The sequence below is a fragment of the Ruminococcus flavefaciens AE3010 genome, from assembly GCF_000526795.1.
Lineage (GTDB): Bacteria > Bacillota > Clostridia > Oscillospirales > Ruminococcaceae > Ruminococcus > Ruminococcus flavefaciens_D.
The window spans coordinates 1,183,541-1,209,862 of record NZ_JAGT01000001.1; the positions used below are offsets into that span (position 1 = coordinate 1,183,541).

A 26,322-nucleotide genomic window follows, 5' to 3' on the forward strand; every position below is an offset into this window, starting at 1 on the left:
ACAATTTCTTTATATATTGTCTATATTATAATGTATAATTTATGCACAATATATCAAAATCCTGATTGAAATGGTAATTTTTCTATGCCAATTAGTAATTATCACCTAAATTTTACTTTTTACCATTTCAAAACTCGTCATAGTAAATACATTTCTTTAAAATATCCACCTGCTACGCATATTATCTGAGCTTCACACGGGAGCCATAGTTTGTACATAAAAATACCATTTTTCGTTCTATCAGCATAATAACAGCAGGCTGAACCAGCAATTTTCAGTCAAGATTAACAAAGTCCGCAAATTTTAGCTTGCATTTAATAGGTAGGACAAATTATAATAATACTATAGAAATAAAAGGGGCACTCGGCTCCTTATGGGGATTACTTTAATCATGACGTTTGCTTTTTCAAAAAACAAAGGAGTGATTGAAGTGAAAAAAACAGTCAGACAATTCATCAGCAGTGCCGTTACAGCTGTAATGGTGGCTGCAAGCCTGCCTTCTGTTCCGACTAATGCTGCCGATCAGCAGACACGCGGAAATATCGGCGGTTTCGATTACGAAATGTGGAACCAGAACGGTCAGGGACAGGTATCAATGAACCCAGGTGCAGGCTCTTTCACCTGCTCATGGAGCAACATTGAAAACTTCCTCGCACGTATGGGCAAGAACTACGACAGCCAGAAAAAGAATTACAAGGCTTTCGGAGATATCACCCTCAGCTACGATGTAGAGTATACCCCTAAGGGCAACTCTTACATGTGCGTATACGGCTGGACGAGGAATCCGCTCATGGAGTACTACATCGTCGAAGGCTGGGGCGACTGGCGTCCACCCGGAAATGACGGCGAGAACAAGGGCAGTGTGACTCTGAACGGCAACAAATACGATATCCGCAAGACAATGCGCTATAATCAGCCTTCTCTTGACGGTACCCAGACATTCCCTCAGTACTGGAGCGTGCGCCAGACAAGCGGTTCAAAGAACAATACCACAAACTACATGACGGGTACTATCAGCGTATCCAAGCATTTTGACGCATGGTCGCAGGCAGGTCTCGATATGTCGGGTACTCTTTACGAGGTATCACTGAACATCGAGGGCTACAGATCAAGCGGCTCTGCTAATGTAAAGTCCATATCTTTCGACGGCAAGATAGACGAGCCGACCACACAGCCCACAACTCAGGAGCCTGTTAAGGCTGACGAGAACGGCTACTATTTCGCCGAGAAGTTTGAGAGCGGTGCAGGCAGCTGGTCAGGACGCGGAAATGCCGCTGTTGATACAGCAGCAGACGGCTTCTCAGGCAAATGCATATCCGTTACAGGACGTACCGCCGAGTGGAACGGCGCAGCTATCGATCTTGACGAAAGCGCTTTCGCCGCAGGCGATACATACAGCTTCGGTGTGCTTGTAAAGCAGGATACCGAGGCATCAACAACAATGAAGCTCACCCTTCAGTATAACGACGCAAGCGGCAAAACAAGCTACGACAAGGTCGCTGAGCAGACAGTCTCAAAGGGCGAATGGGCAGACCTTTCCAACACATCATACACTATCCCCGAAGGCGCTACGGGTATGATCCTCTACGTTGAGGCTCCCGACAGCCTGACGGACTTCTATATCGACAACGCTTTCGGAGCTGTAAAGAATACATCTCCTATTGAGGACACAGGAAGTCATACCGTTGTAGTTCCAGGCACTCAGCCCTCAAAGGGCATCAGAGGCGATATCAACGGCGACGGCGTTATCGACTCATTCGATCTCGCTCCCCTCAGAAGAGGTATCCTCAAGATGATGGCAGGAAGCGGTACAGTTCCCGAGAATTCAGACGTTAACGGCGACGGTTCAGTGAATGTTGCAGACCTTCTGCTTCTCCAGAAGTATATCCTCGGTGCGGAAAAGAAATTCCCCGATCCTGTAACAACTACTACCACAAAGCCCGTTACTACAACTACAGAGAAGATAGTTACTACAACTACTTCTTCATCTTCTTCAAGCTCAGGCAAAAACCTCAATGCAGATATCCGCAAGGATATGCCTACATCAGTCCCCGGCGGCAACGAGAAGAGCAACGCCTGCAAGGTAGAGAAGAAGACATACAACTGTAAATTCACAGGCGGTCAGAAGAGCTGCAACGTCGTTCTGCCTCCTAACTACGACTCAAGCAAGCAGTACCCCGTAATGTACGTTCTCCACGGCATCGGCGGTGACGAGAACTCAATGGTCAGCGGCATGGGCGTTCAGGAGCTTCTTGCAGGTCTTATCTCCAACGGCAAGGCTGAGGAAATGATCATCGTTCTCCCGAGCCAGTACACCAGCAAGAACGGTTCACAGGGCGGCGGCTTCGGTATCAATCAGGAGACATGTGCAGCTTACGATAACTTCCTCTATGATATCTCCGACAGCCTTATCCCTTACATCGAGGCTAACTACCCCGTTAAGACAGGCAGAGAGAACCGTGCTATCACAGGCTTCTCAATGGGCGGACGTGAAGCTATCTACATTGGTCTCATGCGTCCCGACCTCTTCGCTTACGTTGGCGGAGCTTGCCCTGCTCCCGGTATCACACCGGGCAAGGATATGTTCATGGAGCATCCCGGCTGCATGCAGGAGAGCGAAATGAAGTTCAGAGACGTAGGTCCCGAGCCTAACGTATTCATGATAACAGGCGGTACTAATGACTCAGTCGTTGGTACATTCCCGAAGCAGTACAGTGACATACTTACAAGAAACGGCGTTGACCACGTTTACCAGTCCATTCCTAACGGAGGACACGGCGCAGATTCTGTAAAGCCGCATCTCTACACATTTATGAGATACGCTTTCAAGTAATGATATAGTTCATATAAGAAAGGCAGTGCATAATGCACTGCTTTTCTTTTTGGCATAACAAAAGCCATTGCAGCTTCGAGACCGCAATGGCTTATATATAGTATAGCTTATTCTGTCCTGAGAGCTTCCACAGGGTCTTTTCTCGCAGCAACTCCCGACGGGATAAGTCCCGCGATAAGAGTGAGCACCATGCTTATTATAACAAGTATCACTGCTCCCTTAACAGGAACATGAGCACGGAGCGTATCAAGGCTGGTCACACTGTGGATAATACCATTTATAGGTATAGTCAGGAGCACTGAAACTCCGATACCGATAAGACCTGCTGCAAGACCTACAAGAAGAGTCTCCGCATTGAAAACAGTCCTTACATTGTGCTTTGAAGCACCGATAGCTCTGAGGATACCTATCTCTCGTGTTCTTTCAAGGACTGAGATGTAGGTGATGATTCCTATCATGATAGACGAAACTACAAGTGAGATACCAACAAAGGCGATAAGCAGGTAGGATATACCGCTTATGATACCTGTGATAGACGACATGAGCAGCGCAACCATATCAGTATAATGTATCTCATCTGCTTCCTTGCTTACGCCGTCATTGTAGCGCGTGATAGCATCAGCAATATCGTCCTTGTCCTCAAAGCTCTTAACGAAAATACGTATCAGTGACGGGTCGCTCTCGTCTGCAACGCCGAGAAGCTTGAGGTTATCGTCATATGTGGAATCCGATATCTCCTCGGGAGTATATTTATCGAATACAAGTCCGTAAGCATCTTCGCTTATGGTCATTGAATCCAGCATCTTTGCCAGCTCAGCATTTGGAAGTGAGCCCAGCTGCTCCTGAACAGCCTTAGCGTATTCCTCGGCGATCTGAGCGCGGATAGCCTCCTCGGCATAGCCCTTTATCTCGTCATCACTCATCTGAGCAACGAATGATGTTATCTGAGAAGCATCAACACCAAGCTCTGCAGAGTACATCTCGGTTATCTGACTGATGAACTTATTGCGGTCGAAGTCCTTCATAGCCGCCTGCACCTGAGCGTCTGCCTGAGCAGGGTCGGGCTGCTGAGCAACGAGCCTGTAGATATCAGCCTTTGTGTCAGTGTCCGCATTCTTTATGAACTCCTTGGCTGTGTCTGCCTTTTCCTTAGCTGTGGGAGCAACATAATCGTCGGTCATGAACTTTGTGCCTGTCAGCACGTCATGCTCCTTGTCCTCAGTCTGAGACTTTACAAGATCACTGTTGTTGGTCTTGTCTATAACGTAATCCGTCAGCAGGCTCGTGTAGCACAAATAGCCCTTGAGCATAGGCACCTTTACGTCCTCTGCGGGACGGATAAAGCCCACTATCTTTATATCAGTACCGATATCATTGGAATCAAACAGGTAATCAAGACCTGTCTGAGTAGCAGATATATCATTGAAGCCGCTGCCTGTGGGATCCTTCTGGTAGTACTCACAGGGAAGTATCATCTTGAACTTCTTGTTTAATATCTCGTCAAGGCCCCACTCTGTCTTGCCGTAGTCCTTTATCTCCTGATTGCTCATAACGGCTTTCAGCTTTTCGTTGAAGCCTTCCTTGTCCTTCAAGCCCATAGGATAGACCATGATATCGGGAAGCTCGTTGTTTCTGGTGAGAACTACTACAGCCTCGTCGTAATTCTCGGGCCATCTGCCGTTTACGACCTCATACTGCTCCTTGACGATATCACTTACAGGTTCGCCGTTCTCACCTGCCAGCATCTCCTCCATGATATTGAGACCGAATGCCTGCATTTCCATATCCGCCATTGGATTGTTCATAGAAGCCGCCATCATATCAGAGTCGCTCATGCCCACAGCCTTGCTGTACATATCCATGAAGTCCACCTTGACTATCTCACCTGAGGGAGACTCCGTAAATATCGGCATTTTAACGTCGTATCTGTAGCCTATAGCAGTAGATTTCTCCTTGATAACACTGTCATTGTCAAGGAAGGTCTTGAAGTCCTTCATATTGTTTATCTGCTTGGCGGAAGCATTGAAGGAGTTGAACATATCATAGACCTGCGTATTTGCATAGACGGTATCGTCCTTGAACACGCGGTTCTCATACTCCTGCTGGTTGTCCATAAGAGCATTCAGCATGCCGGTGGTATCGGTATTTTCACGCATTATCTCCAGCGGATACGAGGAAAGGGTCTCCTCCTGCACGTTGTCAATGTACTCGTTGATACCCGTCGCAAGGGAGAGTATCAGTGCGATACCGATGATACCGATAGAGCCTGCAAAGGCTGTGAGTAAGGTTCTTCCCTTTTTGGTCAGCAGGTTATTGAGAGAGAGCGAAACAGCCGTACCGAATGACATTGATACGCGCTTTTTCTTTTCAGTCTTTTCAGCCTTATCCTTCTTGACTTCCTTATCCTTTTTCTTCTTTTCCTTTTTGGACTTGGCCCCGTCAACAGGTGAACTGTCACCAGTGAGCTTTCCGTCCTTTATCTTGATGATACGTGTAGCGTACTGGTCGGCAAGCTCAGGGTTATGAGTTACCATAATGACCAGCTTATCCTTGGCTATATCCTTGAGGAGCTCCATTACCTGTATGGAAGTCTCGGAGTCGAGAGCTCCCGTAGGCTCGTCCGCAAGGAGTATATCAGGGTCGTTTATAAGAGCACGGGCAATAGCAACACGCTGCATCTGTCCGCCCGACATCTGGTTGGGCTTCTTGTGGAGCTGATCTCCCAGTCCCACCTTTTCAAGAGCCTCCTTGGCACGCTTGCGGCGCTCGGACTTTGACACGCCCGAGATAGTAAGTGCAAGCTCCACGTTGGATAATACCGTCTGATGCGGGATAAGGTTATAGCTCTGGAAGATGAAACCGATAGAGTGGTTTCTGTAAGCATCCCAGTCCCTGTCCTTGTACTCCTTTGTGGAAGTGCCGTTGATGATAAGATCTCCCGAGGTGTAGTGGTCGAGACCGCCGATGATGTTGAGCAGCGTAGTCTTTCCGCAGCCCGAATGACCGAGGATAGCTACAAATTCACTTTCGCGGAATGTAACGCTCACCCCGTCAAGAGCCGTTACAATGTTGTCTCCGCTGCCATACTTTTTTACAATGTCTTTAAGCTGAAGCATTGATTCCCCTCCTGTAAAACATTTTACATTTAATCCTATATGCATATTAAATTTTACACACATCATTATAGCACTTTGACGAATAATTGTCAATCAGCTTGTAATTATTTCACAAGTGCTTCACACAAATTTCACAAAATAAAGGGACACCGTTTGTGAACAGTGTCCCTGTGTTATTTATTACTTCATGCCGTACTTCTTCAGCAGGTTGTCGATCTTTATGTGAGGGTCGATTATCTTACTGATAGAAACGTCGTGATTGATAGCTTCAATGAAGTATGCGATATACTTGGAAACATCTACCTCGTGGAACCATGGTCTGCTGAGGAGCTCAGGAGTTCTGTAAGTAAGGTTTGTACCGAATATACCGTCGATTATGCCGTCCTCATAAGCCTTGTCGAACTTTTCAAGACCGTTGGTGAAGATAGCGTAAGTAGCATAAGCGAAGAATCTGCCTGCCTTCTTCTCTTTAAGAGCAGAAGCAACGTCCAGCATGGACTCGCCTGATGAGATGATATCGTCGGAAACGAAAACGTCCTTGCCCTCAACGGGATTTCCCAGATATTCGTGAGCAACGATAGGATTTCGGCCGTTTACGATAGTTGAGTAGTCCCTTCTCTTGTAGAACATACCCATTTCTACGCCGAGAACGGAAGCATAGTACATATTTCTGTTGAGAGCTCCCTCGTCGGGGCTGACAACCATGAACTTGTCCTTGCTGAAGCTTATATCCTTAACGTCCTTGAGCATAGCCTTGAGCACCTGATAAGTAGGCATAACGTTATCAAAGCCCATAAGCGGGATAGCGTTCTGGACTCTTGGGTCGTGAGCGTCGAATGTAACTATGTTTGAAACGCCCATAGCCTCCAGCTCCTGGAGTGCGCAGGCACAGTCAAGTGACTCGCGGTAGCTTCTTCTGTGCTGACGTCCGCCGTAAAGAGTAGGCATGATGACAGTTATACGGTGAGCCTTACCGCTTGCAGCCTGTATTATTCTCTTGAGGTCCTGGAAATGATCGTCAGGGGACATAGCGTTCTGCATGCCGAAGTAATCGTACTTTATGCTGTAGTTTCCTACATCGATGATAATGAAGAGATCCTTGCCGCGGATAGTGGACTTGATGAGACCCTTGCCGTCACCGGAAGAAAAACGGGGGCATTCGCTCTCAACGAGGAAGGAATCAACATTGATACCGCCCTTGCCTGCCCAGTCAACGAGATAGTCGTCGATCTTCTTACCGAGCTCGGTAACGCTGTTCATAGCGATAATGCCGATAGGTGCGACATTTGAATCGCTGCCGAATAAAATTTCACTTGAAGCTGTCATAAACACTTTTTCGCACGTATATTTGGTTACGCACGATACTCCTTTCGCTTTTTAGTCACTTTCGGTCAGAGCATTGCTCACTTGCAGAAATTCTCGATATATCGCTCGATATCCTCACTGATTATCTGTTTCGCAATATCCGCATGATCGACCTCGTTAACGGCTGTTGTTTTGTTTTCAAGTTCCTTGTAAACTGTGAAAAAATGCGTCATTTCATCAAAAACGTGCTTTGGAAGCTCCTCGATGTCCTTATACATATTGTAATTCGGATCGTCGAATGGTATAGCGATGATCTTCTCATCGTGGTGACCGTTGTCAAGCATTCTGATAACTCCGATAGGATAGCATCTTACCAGTGTAAGGGGCATGAGCTTTTCCGAGCAGAGTACGAGAACGTCAAGGGGGTCGTTGTCGTCAGAGAAGGTTCTTGGGATAAATCCGTAGTTAGCGGGATAGTGAGTGGAAGTATAGAGGATACGGTCCATTTTTATGAGACCTGTCTCCTTGTCCAGCTCGTATTTGATCTTACTTCCCTTACCGATCTCGATAACGGCGATGAAATCATCGGGACTTATTCTTTTTGGACTGATCTTATGCCAAATATTCATAGGATTCCTCCGCAGCGATCCGTCCGTGCATCGGGCATCGGAACGGAAATGATTTGATAAAGCCATTAAACATGACGTTATCCCCTACTAATTAGTATACCATTTTTTTTGTGATTTGTCAATATGACCATTCATTTTCGGCAAATCTGATAAATTATCCAAAAATCACGGAGATTTTTCGTCTTTTCGACTTCAACCGTCAGAATATTTAACTATGATATATCAATATCAAAGTGAATATTAATAAATCGTGAATATATCCAATAAAAATTATAATAAAACACTATTGATTTTTTATATAAAATGTTGTAAAATATATATATGCTATTTTTAGCAGAAAACAGAATATATAAACCGTTTGTAGAGCAAAAAAAGGATAAAGGGGGTATTGTAATTGAGCTACAAGATAGCGGTCATCATTCAGGAAATCGGACAAAGCTACCAGAGCGCTATCATAAGTGGAATATATGCGGGTGCAGAAAAGTACGGCCTCAATGTTTCCGCATTCACATCATTCAGCGGCGACATGAACAATCCGCGCCATGACATGGGAGAATTCAACGTTTTCAGCCTCCCCGACTTCAGCGACTTTGACGGAGCTATACTGCTGACAAACACCCTTTCCCATAAAGTTGTGGTAAACGATATCCTTGAGCGCATAAAGATAGCGGGGATACCTGCCGTAAGCATCGACAACGACCTCGAAGGCTTCTACCACATAGGTATCGACAACAAAAGTGCCATGCGCATCATTACCGAGCACATGATAAACGTGCATAATTACAAGCGATTTGCCTATATATCAGGACCTGCTTCAAATCCCGAAAGCGCTGACAGACTTGAGGCCTTCCTCGAAGTCATCAATGAGCACGGGCTCACGCTCCACGAAAAGGCTGTGGCTAAGGGAGATTTCCGCGCTCCGTCGGGAAAAGCTGCTGTTGAACAGTTCCTCGATGAAATGCCCGAAATGCCAGAGGCTATCGTTTGTGCAAACGATGTAATGGCAGCTTCTGCCATTACCACACTAATGTCCCATGGGCTGAGAGTTCCCGAGGACATTGCCGTAACAGGCTTTGATAACACCTACAACAGCCATAATTACCAGATGGAGCTCACCTCAGTGGAGAGACCTCTGGAGCAGTCAGGCGAGCTTGCCTGCAAAATGCTGTATAATCATTTTAATAATATACCGCAGGACAGAGATGTTACCCTCAATATGTCCCCGAGATTCACGGAGAGCTGCGGCTGCGGACACAACGCACTTTCAGACCTTACAGAGCTCAAGGAGCTCAATTACCGCAATTTCTCAAATTTCGAGAACATACAGACCTACATGTCGGTGCTGAACAGAATGTCCACACAGCTTCTCGAATGCAATAATTTTGACGAGTATATCGCTTGTCTGAAGCGCATAGCCGTGGATATACACCCCGACGAGTTTTACTTCTGCCTGTGTGAGAACTGGGACTCGGAAAATGACGTTGACCGCACCACCAGCAGACATATCAGGCGCACATCGGTCCCCGTGGCATATACCGATTATGTTATAGTGCCTATCGCGTATAACAACGGCGAGTTCCACGAGTGCTGCCGCATACGCTCTCAGGACATTTTCCCGCCTGTTGCCGACAGCAGCAAAGAGGGAAAGCTGTACCTGATAAATCCTCTCCACTTCGGAGAGCGCTGTCTCGGCTATATGGTCATAAGGAGCACCAATCTGCCCCTGCAGAACATCATGTTCGAGACCTTCTGCATAAATATCTCCAATTCACTTGAAAATATCAGAAAGCTCATGTGTCTTGAATATGCTGTAAAACGGCTCGGCAGCCTCTATACTATGGACACGTTCTCGGGAATATTCAACAGGAACGGCTTCATGCAGGCAACTGAGGATATATACAATGAATGCATCGAAAAGCACCGCGACATCATGCTCATGTTCATCGACCTTGACGGTCTCAAGGGCATAAACGACACCTACGGTCACAGCACGGGAGACAAAGCCATTTGCAGCATTGCCGACGTGCTTGTGGAATCCTGTCAGAACGGCGAGATATTCTGCCGTTTCGGCGGTGACGAGTTCATAGTTTTCGGTGCGGACTATACCGCTGAAAAAGCACAGCAGCTCACCGATATCATTCAGGAGAACATAAACGGAGTAAACGAATCAGGCTATAATCCGTTTATTCTCAGCGCAAGTACAGGCTATGTCATCGCTTCGCCAAAGGAGGGCGAGGACATTTTCAGCTTCGTGACAGCTGCCGATAAGCAGATGTACGACGCCAAGCGCAAAAAGAAGCTTCTCCGCTACGCATAAAGGCTAAAACCGCAGCTCAGGCTGCGGTTTTTTGTTTTTCGTTGGCGAACAGATAAGCATATAAGGGACGTCCTATCTTGCGGAGCGCCTGACGTATTTTGGGCGCTGCACCCCCCCGCACGAGAGGGCGTCCCTTATATACAATTTCTTCTTTTCAACAAATTGGATTTTTTTGTCGCACTCCTATTGAAAAAAAGTCCATTTTGTGATATAATAGTTTAAATATATCTTTAGGAGTCATTGTATGAAAAAATGGACCGTCGGCGTTCCCGACAAAAAAGCGGTCTCTGCTCTTATGCTGGGCTGCGGAGTTACCTCCCTTGCAGCCTCCGCACTGGCAGCAAAGGGCTATTCCTCTCCCGAATCTGTGGCGGAGAGCCTTAATACGGACGAATTGTCCGACCCATTTCTCATAAAGGATATGCAGAAGGCTGCGGATACCATAAACTCCGCCATTGAAAACGGCGAACGTATCTGTATCTACGGCGATTACGACTGCGACGGCGTAATGTCCACAGTCATTCTGTACTCATACCTTATGGAAGCAGGGGCGGACGTTACTTATTATATCCCCGAGCGCTCGGAGGGCTACGGTCTCAACATGAAAGCCGTTGACAGGATCTCCGACGACGGAGTTTCACTGATAGTCACTGTGGACAACGGCATATCGGCTATTCCCGAAGCAGAATACATCTACGCTATGGGCATGAAGCTTGTAGTCACCGACCACCACCAGCAGGGCGAGCAGCTCCCCAAAGCGGAAGCTGTAGTAGACCCACACCGTCACGACTGCTTCTCCACATTCAAGCATATGTGCGGTGCAGGCATCGCCCTGAAGCTTGTGGCTGCTCTTGACGGCGGCGACTACACCATGGCTCTGGAGCAGTTTGGCGACCTTGCCGCAATAGCTACTGTTGCCGATATAGTAAGCCTTACAGGCGAGAACCGCTTCCTTGCAGCCTACGGCATGGAGCTCATAAGCAATACCGACCGCCCTGCCCTCATAGCACTGAAAGAGGTCTGCGGTCTTACGGACAAGGCTGTGAATACCCAGTCTATCGGATTTGGTATCGCTCCGCGGATAAATGCCGCAGGACGCTTCGGCTCCCCGAAAAAAGCGGCAGAGCTTTTTCTATGTGAGGACTGTGATGAAGCTCTCACAGCCGCCCGTGAGCTGGACAAGCTCAATAATATGCGCAAGGACGCGGAAAACGCCATTGTTTCGGATATATTCTCCATGATAGACGAAAAGCCCGACCTCGTCCGCGGCAGAGTAATATTCCTCTGCGGTAAGGACTGGCACCACGGCGTTATCGGCATCGTTGCCTCACGTATAGTTGAACGCTTCGGCAAGCCCTGCTTCATAGCCTCGGAAACCGATGGCGAGATACGGGGCTCGGCACGTTCGTTCGGCGAGTTCTCCGTATTCGGCGCACTTACTGCCTGCTCCGAGGTGCTTGAAAAGTTCGGCGGACACCCTGCCGCAGGAGGCTTCACCATAAAGGAGGGCATGGCGGAAAAGTTCAGACAGCTTCTTGAAAAATACGCCCTTGAAAACCACATAACGATGCCCGTTATGGAGCTGAAAGCCGACGCTCCACTGACACCGCAGGAGCTGAATGTACAGAATATACAGGGACTTGACCTGCTGGAGCCCTTTGGCGCAGACAACGAAAAGCCCCTCTTCTATATTGAAAACGCACAGGTAACGGATATTATGCCGCTGTCAGACGGAGCGCACTCAAAGCTCAGGGTAAAGGTGGGCTTCACTCAGGCAGACGCTCTTGTATTCAGAAAGTCTCCCGATGAGCTCATAGTCTCAAAGGGCGATGTCTGCGATATGATAGTAACTGCCGAGGTAAACGAATACCGCGGAAACGTGTCCCCGGGCATAATCGTCAGCGACCTGCGCCCCCACAGCTTCGAGCAGAGCAAGTACTTCGCGGCTCTGTCCGCATTTGAAGCCTTTCTCCGCGGCGAGGAGCTGCCCAAAAATTACTACTCCCACATGAATCCCACAAGGGACGACGTGGTGAAGATATACAAGGCTATCCCCGAACAGGGAATATGTACGGATACCCTGTACATAAAGCTCAACGACCCAAAAATCAATTACTGCAAATTCTGCGTTGCCGCCGAAGCTCTCAGACAGCTGGGGCTCGTTACGGTGTCAAGCGCTGAATCAAAGATAAAAAGAGTCAAGGTCACACAGAAAGCCGACCTCGACTCAGCTCCCGTGCTTGTGTCTCTCAGAAGCAGGCTCGGCTGACAGCCATAGATAAAGGAGAATAGATATGCCCGACAACATGAATGTATCAAATCTCATGCATCACGAGGTGGAAGTGCCGATACCCGAGTCAGCTCTGCCCGAAGACCCCAAGGAGCTTCTCAGCAATATTCCCGATTTCAATGATAATTTCACTATTGAGAAGATAATACAAAAGATACTCACCGACGATAAGCAGTACGACCTGAGCAAGATAATCTCGGCTTATGAGTTTGCTGCAAAGGCTCATGAGGGACAGGTCCGCTCCTCGGGACAGCCCTATATCACCCACCCCCTTGCAGTTGCCTATACTCTCTTGGAGCTTGGCATGGACACGGATACTATTTGTGCTGCCCTGCTCCATGATGTAGTTGAGGACACCGACGCAACTCTTGACGACCTGAAAAAGCGCTTCGGTCAGGACGTTGCCCTGCTGGTGGACGGCGTTACAAAGCTGAGTAAAATTCCCACCTCTACAAAAGAGGAGCAGCAGGCTGAGAATATCCGAAAGATACTCCTTGCAATGTCTCAGGATATCCGCGTAATGATAATCAAGCTCAGTGACCGTCTCCACAATATGCGGACACTGAAATACCGTCCTCTTGAAAAGCAGCGCAATACTGCTCTTGAGACCATGAATATATACGCTCCTATCGCTCACCGCCTCGGTATCAGAGCCATGAAAGAGGAGCTTCAGGACCTCGCATTCCACTATCTCGATCCCTATGCTTATTCCGAGATCGAGAGCATTCTCGAAAACAAAAAGGAAGAGCGTGAAGCCTTCATCGAGATAATCAAGAGCCGTATCGCTCAGCGATTCAAGTCCGAGGAATTTACACAGCCCCCTCAGATAGACGGACGTGTAAAGAGCATTTACAGCATATACCGCAAAATATTCATCGGGCACAAGGATATCGACGAAATATACGATAAATATGCAGTCCGTATCATAGTTACCACTATCGCCGAGTGCTACAATGTTCTCGGTCTTATCCACGATATGTTCAAGCCCCTGCCCAACCGCTTCAAGGACTACATCTCCACCCCGAAGAATAATATGTACCAGTCTCTCCACACAACTGTTCTCGGTAAGGAAGGTATCCCCTTTGAGGTGCAGATACGAACATGGGATATGCACGAGACCGCTGAGTACGGTATCGCCGCTCACTGGAAGTACAAGGAGGGCATACAGGGCAAGGACAAAATGGAACAGCGTCTTGCATGGGTGCGTCAGGTCATCGAGGCACAGCAGACCTCCGACGACGTTGAGGAAATTGTCCGCATAATCAAGACAGACCTTGACCCCGAGGACATAGTTGTCATGACTCCAAAGGGTATGTCCGTAAGCCTGCCTATAAATTCAACTGTTATCGACTTCGCCTACCGTATCCATACGGAAATAGGTCATAAGACAGTAGGTGCAAAGGTAGACGGCAGGATAGTGCCTCTCGATTACAAGCTCCAGACAGGACAGATATGCGAGATAATCACCAGCAAGGACCCCGAAAAGGGACCTAACCGTGCATGGCTGAATATAGTCCAGACCAACGAGGCTCGCTCAAAGATACGCTCATGGTTCAAGAAAGAGCGCCGTGAGGAGAACATCGTCGAGGGTAAGGCTCAGCTGGAGCGCGAATTCAAGCGCCACAGGATAAACCTCAAGGAGGAGCAGTACACAGAGTTCCTGCAGGACGACTTCAAACGCCATAACTGCGAGACTCTCGACGACTTCTACGCTTCAATAGGCTACGGCGGTATACTTCTCTCAAAGATGCTGCCCCGCTGGAAGGACAAGTACGAAAAGCTCTACGAAAACGGCAATGAGCCCTCGGTAACTCCCCTTATAAAGCCAAAGCCAAACGGCAGGAGCAGTATCATACTCGACCAGATAGACGATATGCTCATAAAGTTTGCACAGTGCTGCAATCCCCTCCCCGGCGACGACATCATCGGATTTATCACAAGAGGCTACGGCGTATCGGTACACACCACAAGCTGTACCAACTACAAGGCAGCCCTTGCACGCAACAATCCCGAGGAGCTTGACCGCTGGGTGGATATACAGTGGACAGACAGCAGCGATACGCAGCTCCAGACCAGCTTTGAGGTAACAGCAGTTGACCGCGTTGGTCTTGTTTACGATATTTCCGCCGTTCTTCTGGAAGCAAGAGTTCCTATCGTTCATTCCGCTTCGAGAGTCCTGAAAAACGGCAATGCTCTCTTTGAGGGTACTATCGTTATTTCAAGCACAGAGCAGCTCAAAAACCTCTTTGAGAAGCTCAGAAAGATAAAGGGCGTCATCTCCGTGGAGAGAGCCGCTATTTAAGGAGTAAACACATGAAAATTCATCATTTACAGCTTGGACCTCTCCGTTCAAACTGCTATATAATCGAGACTGCCCCGGGACGCTGCGTGGCAGTTGATATCGGCGGCGACAGCCGTCTGCTTCTGGAATTTCTGAAAATGAAGAAGCTCCGCCTTACAAAGATACTGCTCACCCACGGTCATTTCGACCACATGGGCGGCGCAGAGGAGGTCCGCAAGGCTACGGGCGCAGAGATATACATTCACGAGCTGGACGCTCATATGCTCACCAGCGCCGTGGATTCACTGGCTTCAAATATGTCATTCTTCACATTCACTCCCGTTACGGACTGGACCTGCGTTTACGGCGACAGCTTCATAAACGACGGCGAGTGCACATTCCGCGTTATGCACACCCCAGGGCACTCACAGGGCAGCGTGTGCTATATCTGCGGAGACGTTATATTCTCCGGAGATACCCTTTTCTGCTGCTCAGTGGGCAGGACCGACTTCCCAGACAGCAGCTCCGCAGGCATGACCTATTCCCTCAACAAGCTCTACAACCTTGAGGGCGACTATACGGTATACCCGGGTCATAACGAGAGCACTACCCTCCAATACGAGCGCGAGTCCAACCCATATATGAGACCATTCAGAGGCAAAAATGACGACTAATGAGACTAAAATGCCGATAATTCTCATCGGCAATTCTTATAAATACGAAATCGAAGCTACAATGAAGCTCTTTTTCAGTACGGCTCGGTACAGCTTCGGCACTTCCCGTGAAGAAGCCGCGGGCGACGAATACGTCATTGCCGAGACGAATGGTGACAAGCTCCGCGTTGAGGTAAAGCTTGGCGGCGGCGCTCCCGAAGTTCGGGAAGCTGTTATTGATGAATCGCAGAGCATGGAGATAGAGCTTTGCAGAGTGCTGTTCCATATCCTCTCGGATAAAACGGGCATCGTTCCGCCATGGGGACTTATGACAGGCATACGCCCCGTAAAAAAAGTAGTAGAGCTCATACGTGAGGATATCCCCAAGGAGGAGATATTCCGCAGAATGAGGGACAAGTACGAGGTCACGGACAAGAAGCTCCAGCTCGCCTATGATACGGCGATAAACCAGCTCCCCATACTTGATAAAATAGACAGCACAGCCGCAAGCCTGTACGTGTCTATCCCCTTTTGTCCCACAAGATGCAGCTACTGCTCATTTGTATCTCATTCAATGGCTTCGGCTATAAAGCTCATGCCCCAGTACATAGGCGCCCTATGCCGAGAGCTTGAGATACTGGGCAGAATAGTGAAAGAGACCGATACCAAAATAGATACTATCTATTTCGGCGGCGGAACTCCCACATCTGTTTCAGCTCAGGAGCTCCGCACTATCATGGAAGCCGTGGAGAAGAACTTCGACCTTACAAAAGTCCGCGAGTACAGCGTCGAGGCAGGACGTCCCGATACTATCACCGAGGAAAAGCTCCGCGTTATAAAGGAGCTTGGTGCGGAGCGTATCTCCGTAAACCCTCAGACCCTAAACGACGATGTGCTCAAGGTCATCGGCAGAAAACACTCGGGGGAGGACGCCATAAAAGCCTTTGAGCTTGCCCGCAAGGTAGGCTTCAGGAACATAAATACCGACCTCATTGCAGGTCTGCCCACGGAGTCTGCGGAGAGCTTCCGCAATACCCTTGACCGCATGATAGAGCTTGACCCAGAGAGCATAACCGTCCATACCCTGACCATAAAGCGCTCGGCTACGCTCTTTGCCGACGGAAACGCAAATAATGCAAATCCTGCGGCTGAAATGGTGGACTACAGCATACCCACACTGATGTCCCACGGCTATCTGCCCTACTATATGTACCGACAGAAGAACACCGTGGACAACCTTGAAAACGTGGGCTACGCAAAGAAGGGCTTTGAGAGCTACTACAACATCTTCATAATGGACGAGACCCAGACCATTCTCGGCGCAGGCTGTGCAGCTTCAACAAAGCTGCTCTACGCAGGCAACAGGATAGAACGCATACACAACTATAAATTCCCATATGAGTACATAAAAAGCTTCGACAAGCTCATGGAGAAAAAAGAGGAGATCAAGGAATGCTTGAAAAAAATCAAGTCCATACAGCCGAGATAACAGGGCTCACCTCCGAGGGCAGCGGCGTGTGCCGCATTGACGGCATGGCTGTTTTTGTGCCTGAGACCGCTGTGGGCGATGTCTGTAAGGTCAGGATAGTCAAGGTGCTGAAAAGCTATGCTTTCGGCATCGTTGAAAAACTCATTACAGTCTCTCCTGACCGTATCAAGAATAACTGCCCCGTGTATAAAAAATGCGGCGGCTGTCTGCTGAGACATATCTCCTATGAGGCTGAGTGCCGCACCAAGAACGGCATAGTCCGCGACGCCTTTGAGCGCATAGGCGGACTGTCACCTCAGTTTGACGGATTTCTCGGTGCAGAAGCTACCGAGCGCTACCGAAATAAGGCTCAGTACCCACTTGCTGTTCAGGACGGCAGGGCTGTGTGCGGCTTTTTTGCTCCACGAAGCCACAGGGTGATACCCGTTGAGGACTGTGCCTTGCAGCCAGAGGTATTCAGTCAGATACTGAAAACTGTCCTTGACTACATAAACGAGAAGAAGCTCTCAGTTTACGACGAGGAAACAAACACAGGCATTATCCGCCATATCTACCTCCGCAGAGGAGCTCACTCGGGCGAGATAATGGTCTGTCTTGTTGTCCGCAAGGATATATCGCGTCAGCTCTCGGCACTGTACAGAGTTCTCACCGAAAAATACAGCCATATCAAAAGTATCGTCATGAATATAAACTCCCGAAAGACCAACGTGATACTGGGCGATGAGTGCGTTACCCTGTGGGGAAGCGACGTTATCTCCGATACCATGTGCGGAAATACCGTGGAGATATCTCCCCTGTCCTTTTATCAGGTCAATACCGTGCAGGCGGAAAGGCTCTACGCAAAAGCGCTGGAATATGCCGCTCCAGAAAAGGACGAGGTCATTGCGGACCTTTACTGCGGCGCAGGCACCATAGGACTTTCAATGGCAAGGCAGGCTGCAAAGATTGTCGGCGTGGAGATAGTTCCCCAAGCCGTTGAAAACGCCAAGAAAAACGCGCTCCGCAATAATATAGCCAATGCGGAGTTCCACTGCGGCGACGCAGGCGAGGTTTTCGGGAAGCTCCGCAGGCAGGGCTGCAAGCCCCATATCATCGTGGTAGACCCGCCCAGAAAGGGCTGCTCTCCCGAGACAATTGAAGTCATGGCGGAGGCTGCTCCGCGGAAGATAGTCATGATATCCTGCAATCCCGCAACTGCCGCCCGTGACGCTAAGCTTCTCTCCGAAAAGGGCTACAGCGTGGATAAGGTCTGCGGCGTTGACCTATTCCCAAGAACGGGGCACGTTGAGTGCGTAGTTTTGATGTCAAGGAATAAGACTTAAAAGTGCCGGTTTTACGGCAGTTTTCGGCTATACAGTCAATCTGCGAAGTCAACCCTAACCGGCTTTTTACTGTATTTGGAAAAACATCTACGAACTGAAATCGCCTGACAACCAATCTGCTCAGTGAGGTTAATGCGTAGATTGGATAACAGAGGGTTCGATACTTCGTAGATTGGTTGTCATTCGTCAAAATGTACAAAGTGGGAATAAATCCGCGTGATAGGGAAAGGAAAATACTATGGTAACAGTAACAATTGAAAACAACAAATTCAAGTTTCACGGTACTTTTGACTGCGGATACGCAGGGCTATACCGTGATGATCAAATCATTTTCAACGGCGATCCGGATGATGTCCGCGGTGACGGATTACAGGGCAAAGACGTCTCTGAATACTCGGATGAAGAACTTGCAGCGGAAATAGCGGCATTCTACAATGCGGCAGAAGCACATATACAAGAGCATATTCAGCAATTCAATGATGAGTTCCTTTTCCAGCTTTTTAATGATTTTGAAGCCTGCGGTTACCCATTCTGGGAACATCCTAATATGGTGAATCCGGAATTCCTGCGGAAACACCCTGATTTTGATCTGAATCATTCATATAGCAAAGAAGAATTTTCAGATTCTGTTTATATTCCGGAAAATGCCGGACACATGGAAATTTCATATCGGGAGGAGTATCCGATGTTTAATTTTGAATACTATCTCTCTCATCTGAAATTGCATCGTATTTCCGTGGTGGACTTTGGCGATGAAGCATGGATCTCGTTTATGATTTCAGATGCAATGAATTATCTCTGTCAGCTTATTGGTGATGTAAAACCCGATTTCACTTTCAATGACTGGAACAACGGATAAAACAGCATAACCCCGCACCACTGAACGCCAGTGATACGGGGCGTTTTTTAGCAGATGAAATCATCCTGGAAGATAGGTAACAGTTATGATCTCAAAATGGTTCTTCCTGCATCGTATCAGTCCGTCCCTCTGCATCTTGCTCAATTCATTTGATAGCACAGAGCGTTCCACATTGAGGTAGTCCGCAAGCTGCTGACGGTCAAAGGGTATATCAAACTCACGGGAATGCTTCTGAACCGATACGGTATTAAGATACGCCATAATACGTCCACGCACCTGTCTCGGAGCAGTATGAAAGCTCCGGCTCGACAGGTGCAGATTTTTTCTTGTGGTGATAGTCAGAAGATTTGCAAGAAGTCTCGCCCTTATCGTATCGTTGAGGTCAGCGAGCGACTTCATGCTCAGAAAAACAACAGTGCAATCCTCAGCGGCGCAGACATCGACCAGCATAGGCACATCAGGCAGGAGTGCATAGCTCTCCGCAAAGAACTGTCCCTTACCTACAAGGTTAAGTATCGTGCGGTTTCCCCACATATCATTGCTTTCAATAGTAACGCCGCCTGCCGTTACAAAGCAGAGCTTATCGGTGATCTCTCCCGATGAAAATATCATCTCACCTTTATTGTATTTCTTTTCGGCTGCATTAAGGGCTTTCATAAGCTCCGATATTTCGGTTTCATCAAAGCCCTTGAACAGTATCGAATTGTGCAAAACTGAAATATCCATATTTTTCTCCCAAAATGTTGTAATTACAACATACTTTCTCCTTTGATTATACTATAATGAATACAGAAAGTCAAGGAGGTATTGCTATGATACGGAAAATAATTGAAATAGACGAAGAAAAATGCAACGGCTGCGGTCTGTGTGCTAAGGCTTGCCATGAGGGAGCCATCGCTATTGTGAACGGCAAGGCTAAGCTCATGCGTGACGATTTCTGCGACGGCTTCGGTGACTGTCTCCCTGCCTGTCCTATGGATGCTATCCACTTCACCGAGCGTGAAGCGGCAGCTTATGACGAAAAAGCAGTGCAGGCAAACAAGCAGAAGAAGTCCGCTTGCAGCGGTTTCACCTGTCCGGGTTCTGCATTGCAGAGCTTTACGCCAAAAGAAGATGACAGCGATGTTCGTGTTCCAAGCTGTCTGCGACAGTTCCCGATACAGATAAAGCTCCTGCCTACAAATGCACCATACTTCAACGGTGCTGATCTGCTTATCGCTGCCGATTGTACAGCTTACGCCTACGGGAACTTCCACCATGATTTTATCCGTGGGAAGATTACTCTCATCGGCTGTCCAAAGCTCGATGCCGTTGATTACTCCGAAAAGTTGACAGAGATATTCCGTAATAACGATATAAAGAGTATTACCCTCACAAGAATGACAGTGCCGTGCTGCGGCGGTATGGAGTATGCTATAAAAAAAGCAATCGAAGCAAGCGGTAAGGACATCCCGCTTAAAGTTGCTGTTATATCGCCGGACGGCAGTATCGTTGAGATAAGAAAATAATGGAGGAATATATCATGGAACAGAAAATGTTTTGCTATCAGTGTCAGGAAACAGCAGGCTGTAAGGGTTGTACCGCTTGCGGTGTCTGCGGTAAACAGCCTGAAGTCGCAACAATGCAGGACTTGCTTGTGTACGTTACAAAGGGGCTGTCTGCGTTGACAACTCAGCTCCGTGCAGAGGGACAGGCAGTCGATAAGGCTGTCAATCATCTTATCAGTGTGAACCTGTTTATCACGATCACCAATGCAAATTTCGATCTCGACAGCATTACCACTAAGGTTACTGAAACACTTGCAGTCAAAGAAGAATTGCTCGGACAGGTGCAGAATAAAGAATCACTCCCCGAAGCAGCTCTTTGGAACGGTTCGGACTATACCGGGAAAGCAAAGACTGTCGGCGTTCTTGCAACAGAGAATGAGGATATACGCTCTCTGCGTGAGCTGATAACCTACGGTCTGAAAGGACTTGCGGCTTACACCAAGCACGCAAATGCTCTGCTGAATGATGATGAGGAGCTTGATGCTTTCTTACAGTCGGCTCTTGCTAAAACACTTGATGACAGTCTGTCGGTCGATGACCTTGTGGCTCTCACGCTGGAAGTCGGCAAGTACGGTGTTCAGGGTATGGCTGACCTTGATGCTGCAAATACTACAGCATACGGCAATCCTGAGATCACGACAGTTGATATCGGTGTCCGCAAAAATCCTGCAATACTGATCTCAGGTCACGATCTGAAAGACCTTGAAATGCTCCTTGAGCAGACAAAGGATACGGGAGTTGATGTTTATACGCACTCGGAAATGCTACCTGCTCATTATTATCCGTTCTTCAAAAAGTATCCGCATTTCGCAGGAAACTACGGCAATGCGTGGTGGAAGCAGAAAGAGGAATTTGAGAGCTTTAACGGTCCGGTGCTGATGACCACAAACTGCATCGTTCCGCCGAAGGACAGCTACAAGGACAGGCTTTGGACAACAGGTGCCGCAGGCTATCCGGGCTGTAAGCATATTGACGCACCCTACGGCGAAGTAAAGGATTTCTCGCCAATCATCGAACAGGCTAAGAAATGTCCTTCGCCTACCGAGATCGAAACCGGCTCTATTATCGGCGGCTTTGCCCATGAACAGGTATTTGCACTTGCCGATACAGTTGTAGAAGCTGTAAAATCGGGGGCTATCCGCAAATTCGTAGTCATGGCAGGCTGTGACGGCAGGGTGAAGTCCAGAAGCTACTATGAGGATTTTGCAAAGGCTCTGCCGAAAGATACCGTTATACTGACAGCAGGCTGTGCGAAATACAAGTACAACAAGCTGAACCTCGGTGACATCGGCGGTATCCCCAGAGTGCTTGATGCAGGACAGTGCAACGATTCTTATTCACTTGCTCTTATCGCCCTGAAGCTGAAAGAGGTGTTCGGACTTGACGATGTGAACGAACTGCCTATTGTCTATAATATTGCGTGGTATGAGCAGAAAGCCGTTATCGTACTGCTGGCTCTGCTGTATCTCGGTGTTAAGAATATCCACCTCGGGCCAACTCTGCCTGCGTTCCTGTCTCCGAATGTGGCAAAGGTTCTTGTAGACAGCTTCGGCATTGCAGGAATTACAACCGTTGACGAGGATATGAGGATTTTCGGCTTATGAGAAGAAAAGACCGTGAAGTGACCGATCTCAGCGAAATCATAGAGATCATGAAAAACTGCGATGTTTGCAGGCTTGCACTGAACGATGACGGCTATCCGTATATCCTGCCACTGAACTTCGGTATGGCTGTGAACGGTGATAAGATAACGTTGTATTTTCATAGTGCCTTAGAGGGATACAAGGTCGGTCTTATCCGAAACGACAACAGAGCTTCCTTTGAGATGGACTGCAAGCACCAACTTCAATACTTTGAGGATAAGGGTTACTGCACAATGGCGTATGAGAGCGTTATCGGCAGAGGGCGTATCCGTATCCTTCCCGATGAGGAAAAGCTCCCAGCACTGAAACTGCTGATGGCGCATTATCATGACGGAAAAGATGTGCCGTTCAGCACGGTAGCTATTCCGAGGACACTTGTGTATGCTTTGGAAGTTGAAAGCGTAACGGGGAAGCGTAAGGCTGTCAAATAATTTTAACTTTGAACTCATTGGGTTCATAGTCTAAGAAATCATCAAAAAACGCAGACGGATAAAACAGCATAACCCCGCACCACTAACTGTGATGCGGGGTTGCTCATTTCTATTCACATTTCAATACTGATCGTCACGCCTGACTTGAACCGGAACTCCAAGTAGTCATCATGGACGGTCACTTTTTCCAGCAGTTTCTTCACCAGAGAATCATCAAACTCCGTGATCTCACTCGGCTGAGACTGGATGAATTTCTGAAGCTCCCTGATACGCTTCGTGTGTTCCTTCTGCGTAGCGTCGTCCATGCCTTTCTGCTCCTGCAGTTCACGCAGGCGCAAGATTTCCTCGGTGATGTCATCGTAGTTCTCACGGCGCTCCGTCCGGTTGATCAGCTCCCGCTGCAGTTCAGCCATTTTTGCTGAGAGGGCTTCCGCCGACATAGGATTAGCTGAATTGATCGCGGCTTCAAGGTTCTCCCGGAGCCTGTTCAGGTATACGTCGCTGTCACAGACCATTTCGTTGAGGGCTTCAAGGAAGGCTGCCTTTAAGGTTTCCTCGCTGACGGTTCTGGCACGGCACTTGTCCTTCTCCTTCAATCGTGTGATGCAGCGCCAGACGACCGACTTCTTGCCACGGTTGTTCCAGTGTATTCTGCGGAACTGCTCTCCGCATCCGGCGCAGAAGATTATCTGCGAGAATGCGTGGTTGGCGCTATAGCCCTTCTTTCCGCCGAACGGGAGTTGCGTTCTCGCTCGTCGTGCCATTTCCTCCTGCACCATCAGGAATGTCTCTTTCGATATAATAGCCTCGTGGTCGTCCTCGACATAGTATTGCGGCACGATGCCGGAGTTCTTTACCCGTTTTTTACTGAGGCAGTCCACGGTGTAGGTCTTTTGCAGGAGCGCATCACCCATGTACTTCTCATTTCCGAGAATCAGGCGTATGCTGTTATCATGCCATTTTGTGCTACCGCGAGCATTCGGAATACCATCACGCTGCAGTCCTTGAGCGATCTTTTTGCAGCTTGCGCCCTCAAGGTACTCCCGGAAGATACGCTTGACGATTTCCGCCTGTTCCGGATTGATGATCAGGTGTCCTTCATCGTCCTTGTCATATCCGAGAAAGCGGCGAGCATTGACCATCACTTTCCCCTGCTGGAAGCGGTACTGCACACCAATCTTGACGTTCTGGCTGAGCGATTCAGATTCCTGCTGTGCCAGAGATGCCATAATGGTCAGGAGGACTTCTCCCTTCGAGTCCATCGTGTTTATGGACTCCTTCTCGAAGAATACCGGAATATTCATCTCCTTGAGCATTCGGATATAGTTCAGGCAGTCAACAGTATTGCGGGCAAATCGGCTGATCGACTTTGTGAAGATCATGTCGATCAAGCCCTTCTTGCAGTCCTCGATCATAGCGTTGAACTGCTCTCTGCCTTTGGTCGAGGTCGCGCTGATACCGTCATCGGCATACACCCTGACAAGCTCCCATTCCGGATTCTTATTGATAAACTCGGTATAATGCTCGATCTGTGTTTCGTAGCTGGTAGCCTGTTCCTCGTTGTCAGTCGAAACACGGCAATAGGCTGCAACACGCAGCTTCTTGACTTCCTGCTTCGCCGCATTATTGCCTTTCTGCGGCTTGGCAGGTATTTTTATAACATTCATTTTCTCACCCCGATCAGACTGTAGATGTATTCAGCTTGTTTTATCGGATCGTCAAAGTGCATCTCCGGCTCGGAAATCTCAAACTCCGTATAGACCGGCGGCAGTTGCAGACGCTTCTTGCCGCCGTGCTTTTCTGACCTGCGTATCAGTTCCGCATTTGCTCTCGCAAAGGTCTGACGGCTGACGATCGCAGGATAGAAATCATCACCGACATAGCAGAAGTTACTGATGATGCGCTTCACCATGCTGTGAACCATCGGTCTGCCAGCATTGACAGCAGCATCCCGCAGGCTCATGCCAGAAAGGTATCCGTTGAAGATGTTTATAACAACTGCGGCTTCCTGCTCGTCAACGATCACTTTACCGTCCACTATCTTGTACCCGTACATACTTCCTCCTTCAACGTCAGCCCGCATCTCAGCCGGAAGCCGATGCAGGTTCTGGTGTATACAATGATGCTGTCAACGTATTCGGTGAACAGTTCGTCGCTGAACTCTGTGAGCATTTCTGCCGATTCTGCGAAGCGAAGGAGCTTTTTCGTTTCCTTGATATCGCCGTTCTCACCGGCTCTGTCAATGCATTTCATTTTAGCGCGGATTTCCTCGCTCTCCTTTTCGACACGCCGCAGCTCCTGATTGTACATCGCCGCATCAAGGAAGCCCTTGACACGCAGCTTCCGCAGATCATTCTTGCGGTCGCTGTTGCGCTGCAATTCATTTTTCAGATCCAGTATCCCTTGCAGGCTCTCGTCTGTATCAGCAAGGCGGAGCGCATCGTAATAAGGCACGAGAACCTGCTTGCAGCCAAAAATCAGCTTGTTCATCATCGTCAAGAATGCTGCTTTTATCGCTTCATCCTTGATAAACATCATGGAACAGGCGTCTTTATTATAAAGGTGTGTAGAACAAGCCCATGCGATACCGCCACTCTGCGTCTGCCGCTTGAACTTGCCGCCGCACTCACCGCAGATGATGATGCCGGAAAAAGGATATTTGTTATGGTACTTTCCCATATCCTTTACGATGCCATGTTCATCAATGTGCTTCTGTATCATGACCTGTACCCGGTCAAAATCCTCCTTGCTGATAATCGCTTCATGGTGGTCTTCCGCTATGAAGCTATCGACCTCACCATGATTGTTATGACGCCGGAAGTTGCTGTCGGTATAGGTTTTCTGAAAAGCAGCAGCGCCGTAGTACTTCTCATTCACAAGAATACCCTTGACCGTCGAACCTGACCACTTTCCGCCCTTTCGGGTAGGAACCTTCCTTTTGTCGAGCAATTGCGCGATCTTGTATGTCCCCATACCGTTCAGCGCAAGATCAAAAATCAGCCTGACGATCTCACTCTCGACCGGATCAATGACCATGTTTCCGGCTGCGTCCTTTGTGTAGCCGTATGGAAGATAGCCGAAAACAAAGGTGCCTTCTTCCATTCGCTTTTTCACCGACCACTTCACATTCTTGGAAATGGACTCGGATTCGCTCTGAGCCATGCTGCTGAGAACTGATAAAATCAGCTCACTCTCCATGCTGCCGGTATCAATGTTCTCCTTCTCGAAGTAGATCGGGATATTATATGAAAGCAGCTCCCGCACCAGTGACAAGCAGTCGGATGTGTTTCTGGAGAATCGGCTGATGGATTTTGTCAGCACATAGTCGACGCTTCCAGTGCGGCAGGCGTATAACAGCGCCTGTAAGCCTTCACGGGCATCCGCCTTTGTGCCGCTTATGCCGAAATCATAGAACACGCCCGCGCATTCCCAGTCATCGTGCATTCTGATCCACGACTCATAATGCTCACGCTGCGCTTCCAGACTTTCCTTCTGATCTTCATTCTCGGTACTGACTCGGCAGTAGGCAGCCACCCGGAGCTTTTTCACCACAGCAGGCTGGGCTTCAATTTTCTTGATTTTCAATGGTTGTCCCTCCTTTGTCAGT

The 26,322-nt window shown here is 48.4% G+C and carries 18 protein-coding genes; 11 read left to right on the forward strand and 7 right to left on the reverse strand.

What is annotated here, in order from left to right:
• The first annotated feature begins 430 nt into the window (after positions 1-430).
• Positions 431-2,833, forward strand: a complete 2,403-nt coding sequence (locus N774_RS18045; RefSeq protein ID WP_024860188.1) for a glycoside hydrolase family 11 protein — start codon at positions 431-433, stop codon at positions 2,831-2,833.
• 107 nt (positions 2,834-2,940) lie between these two features.
• Here the strand turns inward: N774_RS18045 and N774_RS0105020 are convergent, their stop codons facing one another.
• The 3 genes from N774_RS0105020 to N774_RS0105030 all read right to left on the reverse strand — a co-directional run bounded on the left by N774_RS0105020 (position 2,941) and on the right by N774_RS0105030 (position 7,883).
• Positions 2,941-5,949 (reverse strand): ABC transporter ATP-binding protein/permease, encoded by a 3,009-nt coding sequence (locus N774_RS0105020; protein WP_024860189.1) that lies wholly within the window; start codon positions 5,947-5,949, stop codon positions 2,941-2,943.
• Between the two features lie 180 nt (positions 5,950-6,129).
• A complete protein-coding gene (locus N774_RS0105025) occupies positions 6,130-7,275 on the reverse strand; it encodes a ribose-phosphate pyrophosphokinase (RefSeq protein ID WP_024860190.1) in 1,146 nt (381 codons plus the stop codon).
• Between the two features lie 77 nt (positions 7,276-7,352).
• Positions 7,353-7,883 carry an inorganic diphosphatase gene (locus N774_RS0105030; protein WP_024860191.1) on the reverse strand — a complete coding sequence of 177 codons (531 nt, stop codon included), beginning with the start codon at positions 7,881-7,883 and terminating at the stop codon, positions 7,353-7,355.
• 394 nt (positions 7,884-8,277) lie between these two features.
• Here N774_RS0105030 and N774_RS0105035 point away from each other — a divergent pair, with 394 nt between their 5' ends.
• The 7 genes from N774_RS0105035 (at position 8,278) to N774_RS0105065 (ending at position 19,094) form a co-directional block, all read left to right on the forward strand.
• On the forward strand, positions 8,278-10,200 hold the full coding sequence (locus N774_RS0105035; RefSeq protein WP_024860192.1) for a substrate-binding and GGDEF domain-containing protein: 1,923 nt from the start codon (positions 8,278-8,280) through the stop codon (positions 10,198-10,200).
• 244 nt (positions 10,201-10,444) lie between these two features.
• Positions 10,445-12,469: a single-stranded-DNA-specific exonuclease RecJ gene (gene recJ / locus N774_RS0105040; protein WP_024860193.1), complete on the forward strand. Its 2,025-nt coding sequence runs from the start codon at positions 10,445-10,447 to the stop codon at positions 12,467-12,469.
• Between the two features lie 25 nt (positions 12,470-12,494).
• Positions 12,495-14,792, forward strand: a complete 2,298-nt coding sequence (locus tag N774_RS0105045) for a RelA/SpoT family protein (protein ID WP_024860194.1) — start codon at positions 12,495-12,497, stop codon at positions 14,790-14,792.
• An 11-nt stretch (positions 14,793-14,803) separates the two neighbouring features.
• A complete protein-coding gene (locus N774_RS0105050) occupies positions 14,804-15,445 on the forward strand; it encodes an MBL fold metallo-hydrolase (protein ID WP_024860195.1) in 642 nt (213 codons plus the stop codon).
• Between the two features lie 10 nt (positions 15,446-15,455).
• Positions 15,456-16,913: a coproporphyrinogen dehydrogenase HemZ gene (gene hemZ / locus N774_RS0105055; protein ID WP_024860196.1), complete on the forward strand. Its 1,458-nt coding sequence runs from the start codon at positions 15,456-15,458 to the stop codon at positions 16,911-16,913.
• Positions 16,877-18,235: a 23S rRNA (uracil(1939)-C(5))-methyltransferase RlmD gene (rlmD, locus tag N774_RS0105060; protein WP_024860197.1), complete on the forward strand. Its 1,359-nt coding sequence runs from the start codon at positions 16,877-16,879 to the stop codon at positions 18,233-18,235. The genes hemZ and rlmD overlap by 37 nt, the downstream gene beginning before the upstream one ends.
• A gap of 238 nt (positions 18,236-18,473) precedes the next feature.
• Positions 18,474-19,094: a hypothetical protein gene (locus N774_RS0105065; RefSeq protein WP_024860198.1), complete on the forward strand. Its 621-nt coding sequence runs from the start codon at positions 18,474-18,476 to the stop codon at positions 19,092-19,094.
• A 60-nt stretch (positions 19,095-19,154) separates the two neighbouring features.
• Here N774_RS0105065 and N774_RS0105070 read toward each other — a convergent pair whose 3' ends face one another.
• Positions 19,155-19,820 (reverse strand): Crp/Fnr family transcriptional regulator, encoded by a 666-nt coding sequence (locus tag N774_RS0105070; RefSeq protein ID WP_024860199.1) that lies wholly within the window; start codon positions 19,818-19,820, stop codon positions 19,155-19,157.
• 86 nt (positions 19,821-19,906) lie between these two features.
• On the opposite strand from N774_RS0105070, the gene N774_RS0105075 reads away from it, so the two are divergent.
• Genes N774_RS0105075 through N774_RS0105085 form a run of 3 tightly spaced genes read left to right on the forward strand, consistent with a single transcriptional unit; the run spans position 19,907 to position 22,715 of the window.
• A complete protein-coding gene (locus N774_RS0105075; RefSeq protein WP_024860200.1) occupies positions 19,907-20,602 on the forward strand; it encodes an ATP-binding protein in 696 nt (231 codons plus the stop codon).
• A 14-nt stretch (positions 20,603-20,616) separates the two neighbouring features.
• Positions 20,617-22,245, forward strand: a complete 1,629-nt coding sequence (gene hcp / locus N774_RS0105080; protein ID WP_024860201.1) for a hydroxylamine reductase — start codon at positions 20,617-20,619, stop codon at positions 22,243-22,245.
• Positions 22,242-22,715 (forward strand): pyridoxamine 5'-phosphate oxidase family protein, encoded by a 474-nt coding sequence (locus tag N774_RS0105085; RefSeq protein ID WP_024860202.1) that lies wholly within the window; start codon positions 22,242-22,244, stop codon positions 22,713-22,715. Before hcp ends, N774_RS0105085 begins: the two co-directional genes overlap by 4 nt.
• 113 nt (positions 22,716-22,828) lie before the next feature.
• Here the strand turns inward: N774_RS0105085 and N774_RS0105090 are convergent, their stop codons facing one another.
• The 3 genes from N774_RS0105090 to N774_RS0105100 are packed head-to-tail and all read right to left on the reverse strand — an operon-like array spanning position 22,829 to position 26,300.
• Complete coding sequence (locus N774_RS0105090; protein ID WP_037280142.1) at positions 22,829-24,382, reverse strand: recombinase family protein; 1,554 nt, start codon at positions 24,380-24,382, stop codon at positions 22,829-22,831.
• Positions 24,379-24,771, reverse strand: coding sequence for a hypothetical protein (locus N774_RS0105095; RefSeq protein WP_024860204.1), 393 nt, complete (start codon positions 24,769-24,771; stop codon positions 24,379-24,381). The genes N774_RS0105090 and N774_RS0105095 overlap by 4 nt, the downstream gene beginning before the upstream one ends.
• Positions 24,753-26,300: a recombinase family protein gene (locus N774_RS0105100; RefSeq protein ID WP_024860205.1), complete on the reverse strand. Its 1,548-nt coding sequence runs from the start codon at positions 26,298-26,300 to the stop codon at positions 24,753-24,755. The genes N774_RS0105095 and N774_RS0105100 overlap by 19 nt, the downstream gene beginning before the upstream one ends.
• Positions 26,301-26,322: the final 22 nt, after the last annotated feature.

Bases quoted from the DNA above. Each gene is read 5' to 3' on its own strand.
- N774_RS0105070 (WP_024860199.1), bottom strand. From the start codon at position 19,820: ATGGATATTTCAGTTTTGCACAATTCGATACTGTTCAAGGGCTTTGAT.
- N774_RS0105045 (WP_024860194.1), top strand. From the start codon at position 12,495: ATGCCCGACAACATGAATGTATCAAATCTCATGCATCACGAGGTGGAA.
- rlmD (WP_024860197.1), top strand. From the start codon at position 16,877: ATGCTTGAAAAAAATCAAGTCCATACAGCCGAGATAACAGGGCTCACC.
- hcp (WP_024860201.1), top strand. From the start codon at position 20,617: ATGGAACAGAAAATGTTTTGCTATCAGTGTCAGGAAACAGCAGGCTGT.
- N774_RS0105025 (WP_024860190.1), bottom strand. From the start codon at position 7,275: ATGACAGCTTCAAGTGAAATTTTATTCGGCAGCGATTCAAATGTCGCA.
- N774_RS0105030 (WP_024860191.1), bottom strand. From the start codon at position 7,883: ATGAATATTTGGCATAAGATCAGTCCAAAAAGAATAAGTCCCGATGAT.
- recJ (WP_024860193.1), top strand. From the start codon at position 10,445: ATGAAAAAATGGACCGTCGGCGTTCCCGACAAAAAAGCGGTCTCTGCT.
- N774_RS0105075 (WP_024860200.1), top strand. From the start codon at position 19,907: ATGATACGGAAAATAATTGAAATAGACGAAGAAAAATGCAACGGCTGC.
- N774_RS0105020 (WP_024860189.1), bottom strand. From the start codon at position 5,949: ATGCTTCAGCTTAAAGACATTGTAAAAAAGTATGGCAGCGGAGACAAC.
- N774_RS0105065 (WP_024860198.1), top strand. From the start codon at position 18,474: ATGGTAACAGTAACAATTGAAAACAACAAATTCAAGTTTCACGGTACT.
- N774_RS0105085 (WP_024860202.1), top strand. From the start codon at position 22,242: ATGAGAAGAAAAGACCGTGAAGTGACCGATCTCAGCGAAATCATAGAG.
- hemZ (WP_024860196.1), top strand. From the start codon at position 15,456: ATGCCGATAATTCTCATCGGCAATTCTTATAAATACGAAATCGAAGCT.
- N774_RS0105050 (WP_024860195.1), top strand. From the start codon at position 14,804: ATGAAAATTCATCATTTACAGCTTGGACCTCTCCGTTCAAACTGCTAT.
- N774_RS0105095 (WP_024860204.1), bottom strand. From the start codon at position 24,771: ATGTACGGGTACAAGATAGTGGACGGTAAAGTGATCGTTGACGAGCAG.
- N774_RS0105090 (WP_037280142.1), bottom strand. From the start codon at position 24,382: ATGAATGTTATAAAAATACCTGCCAAGCCGCAGAAAGGCAATAATGCG.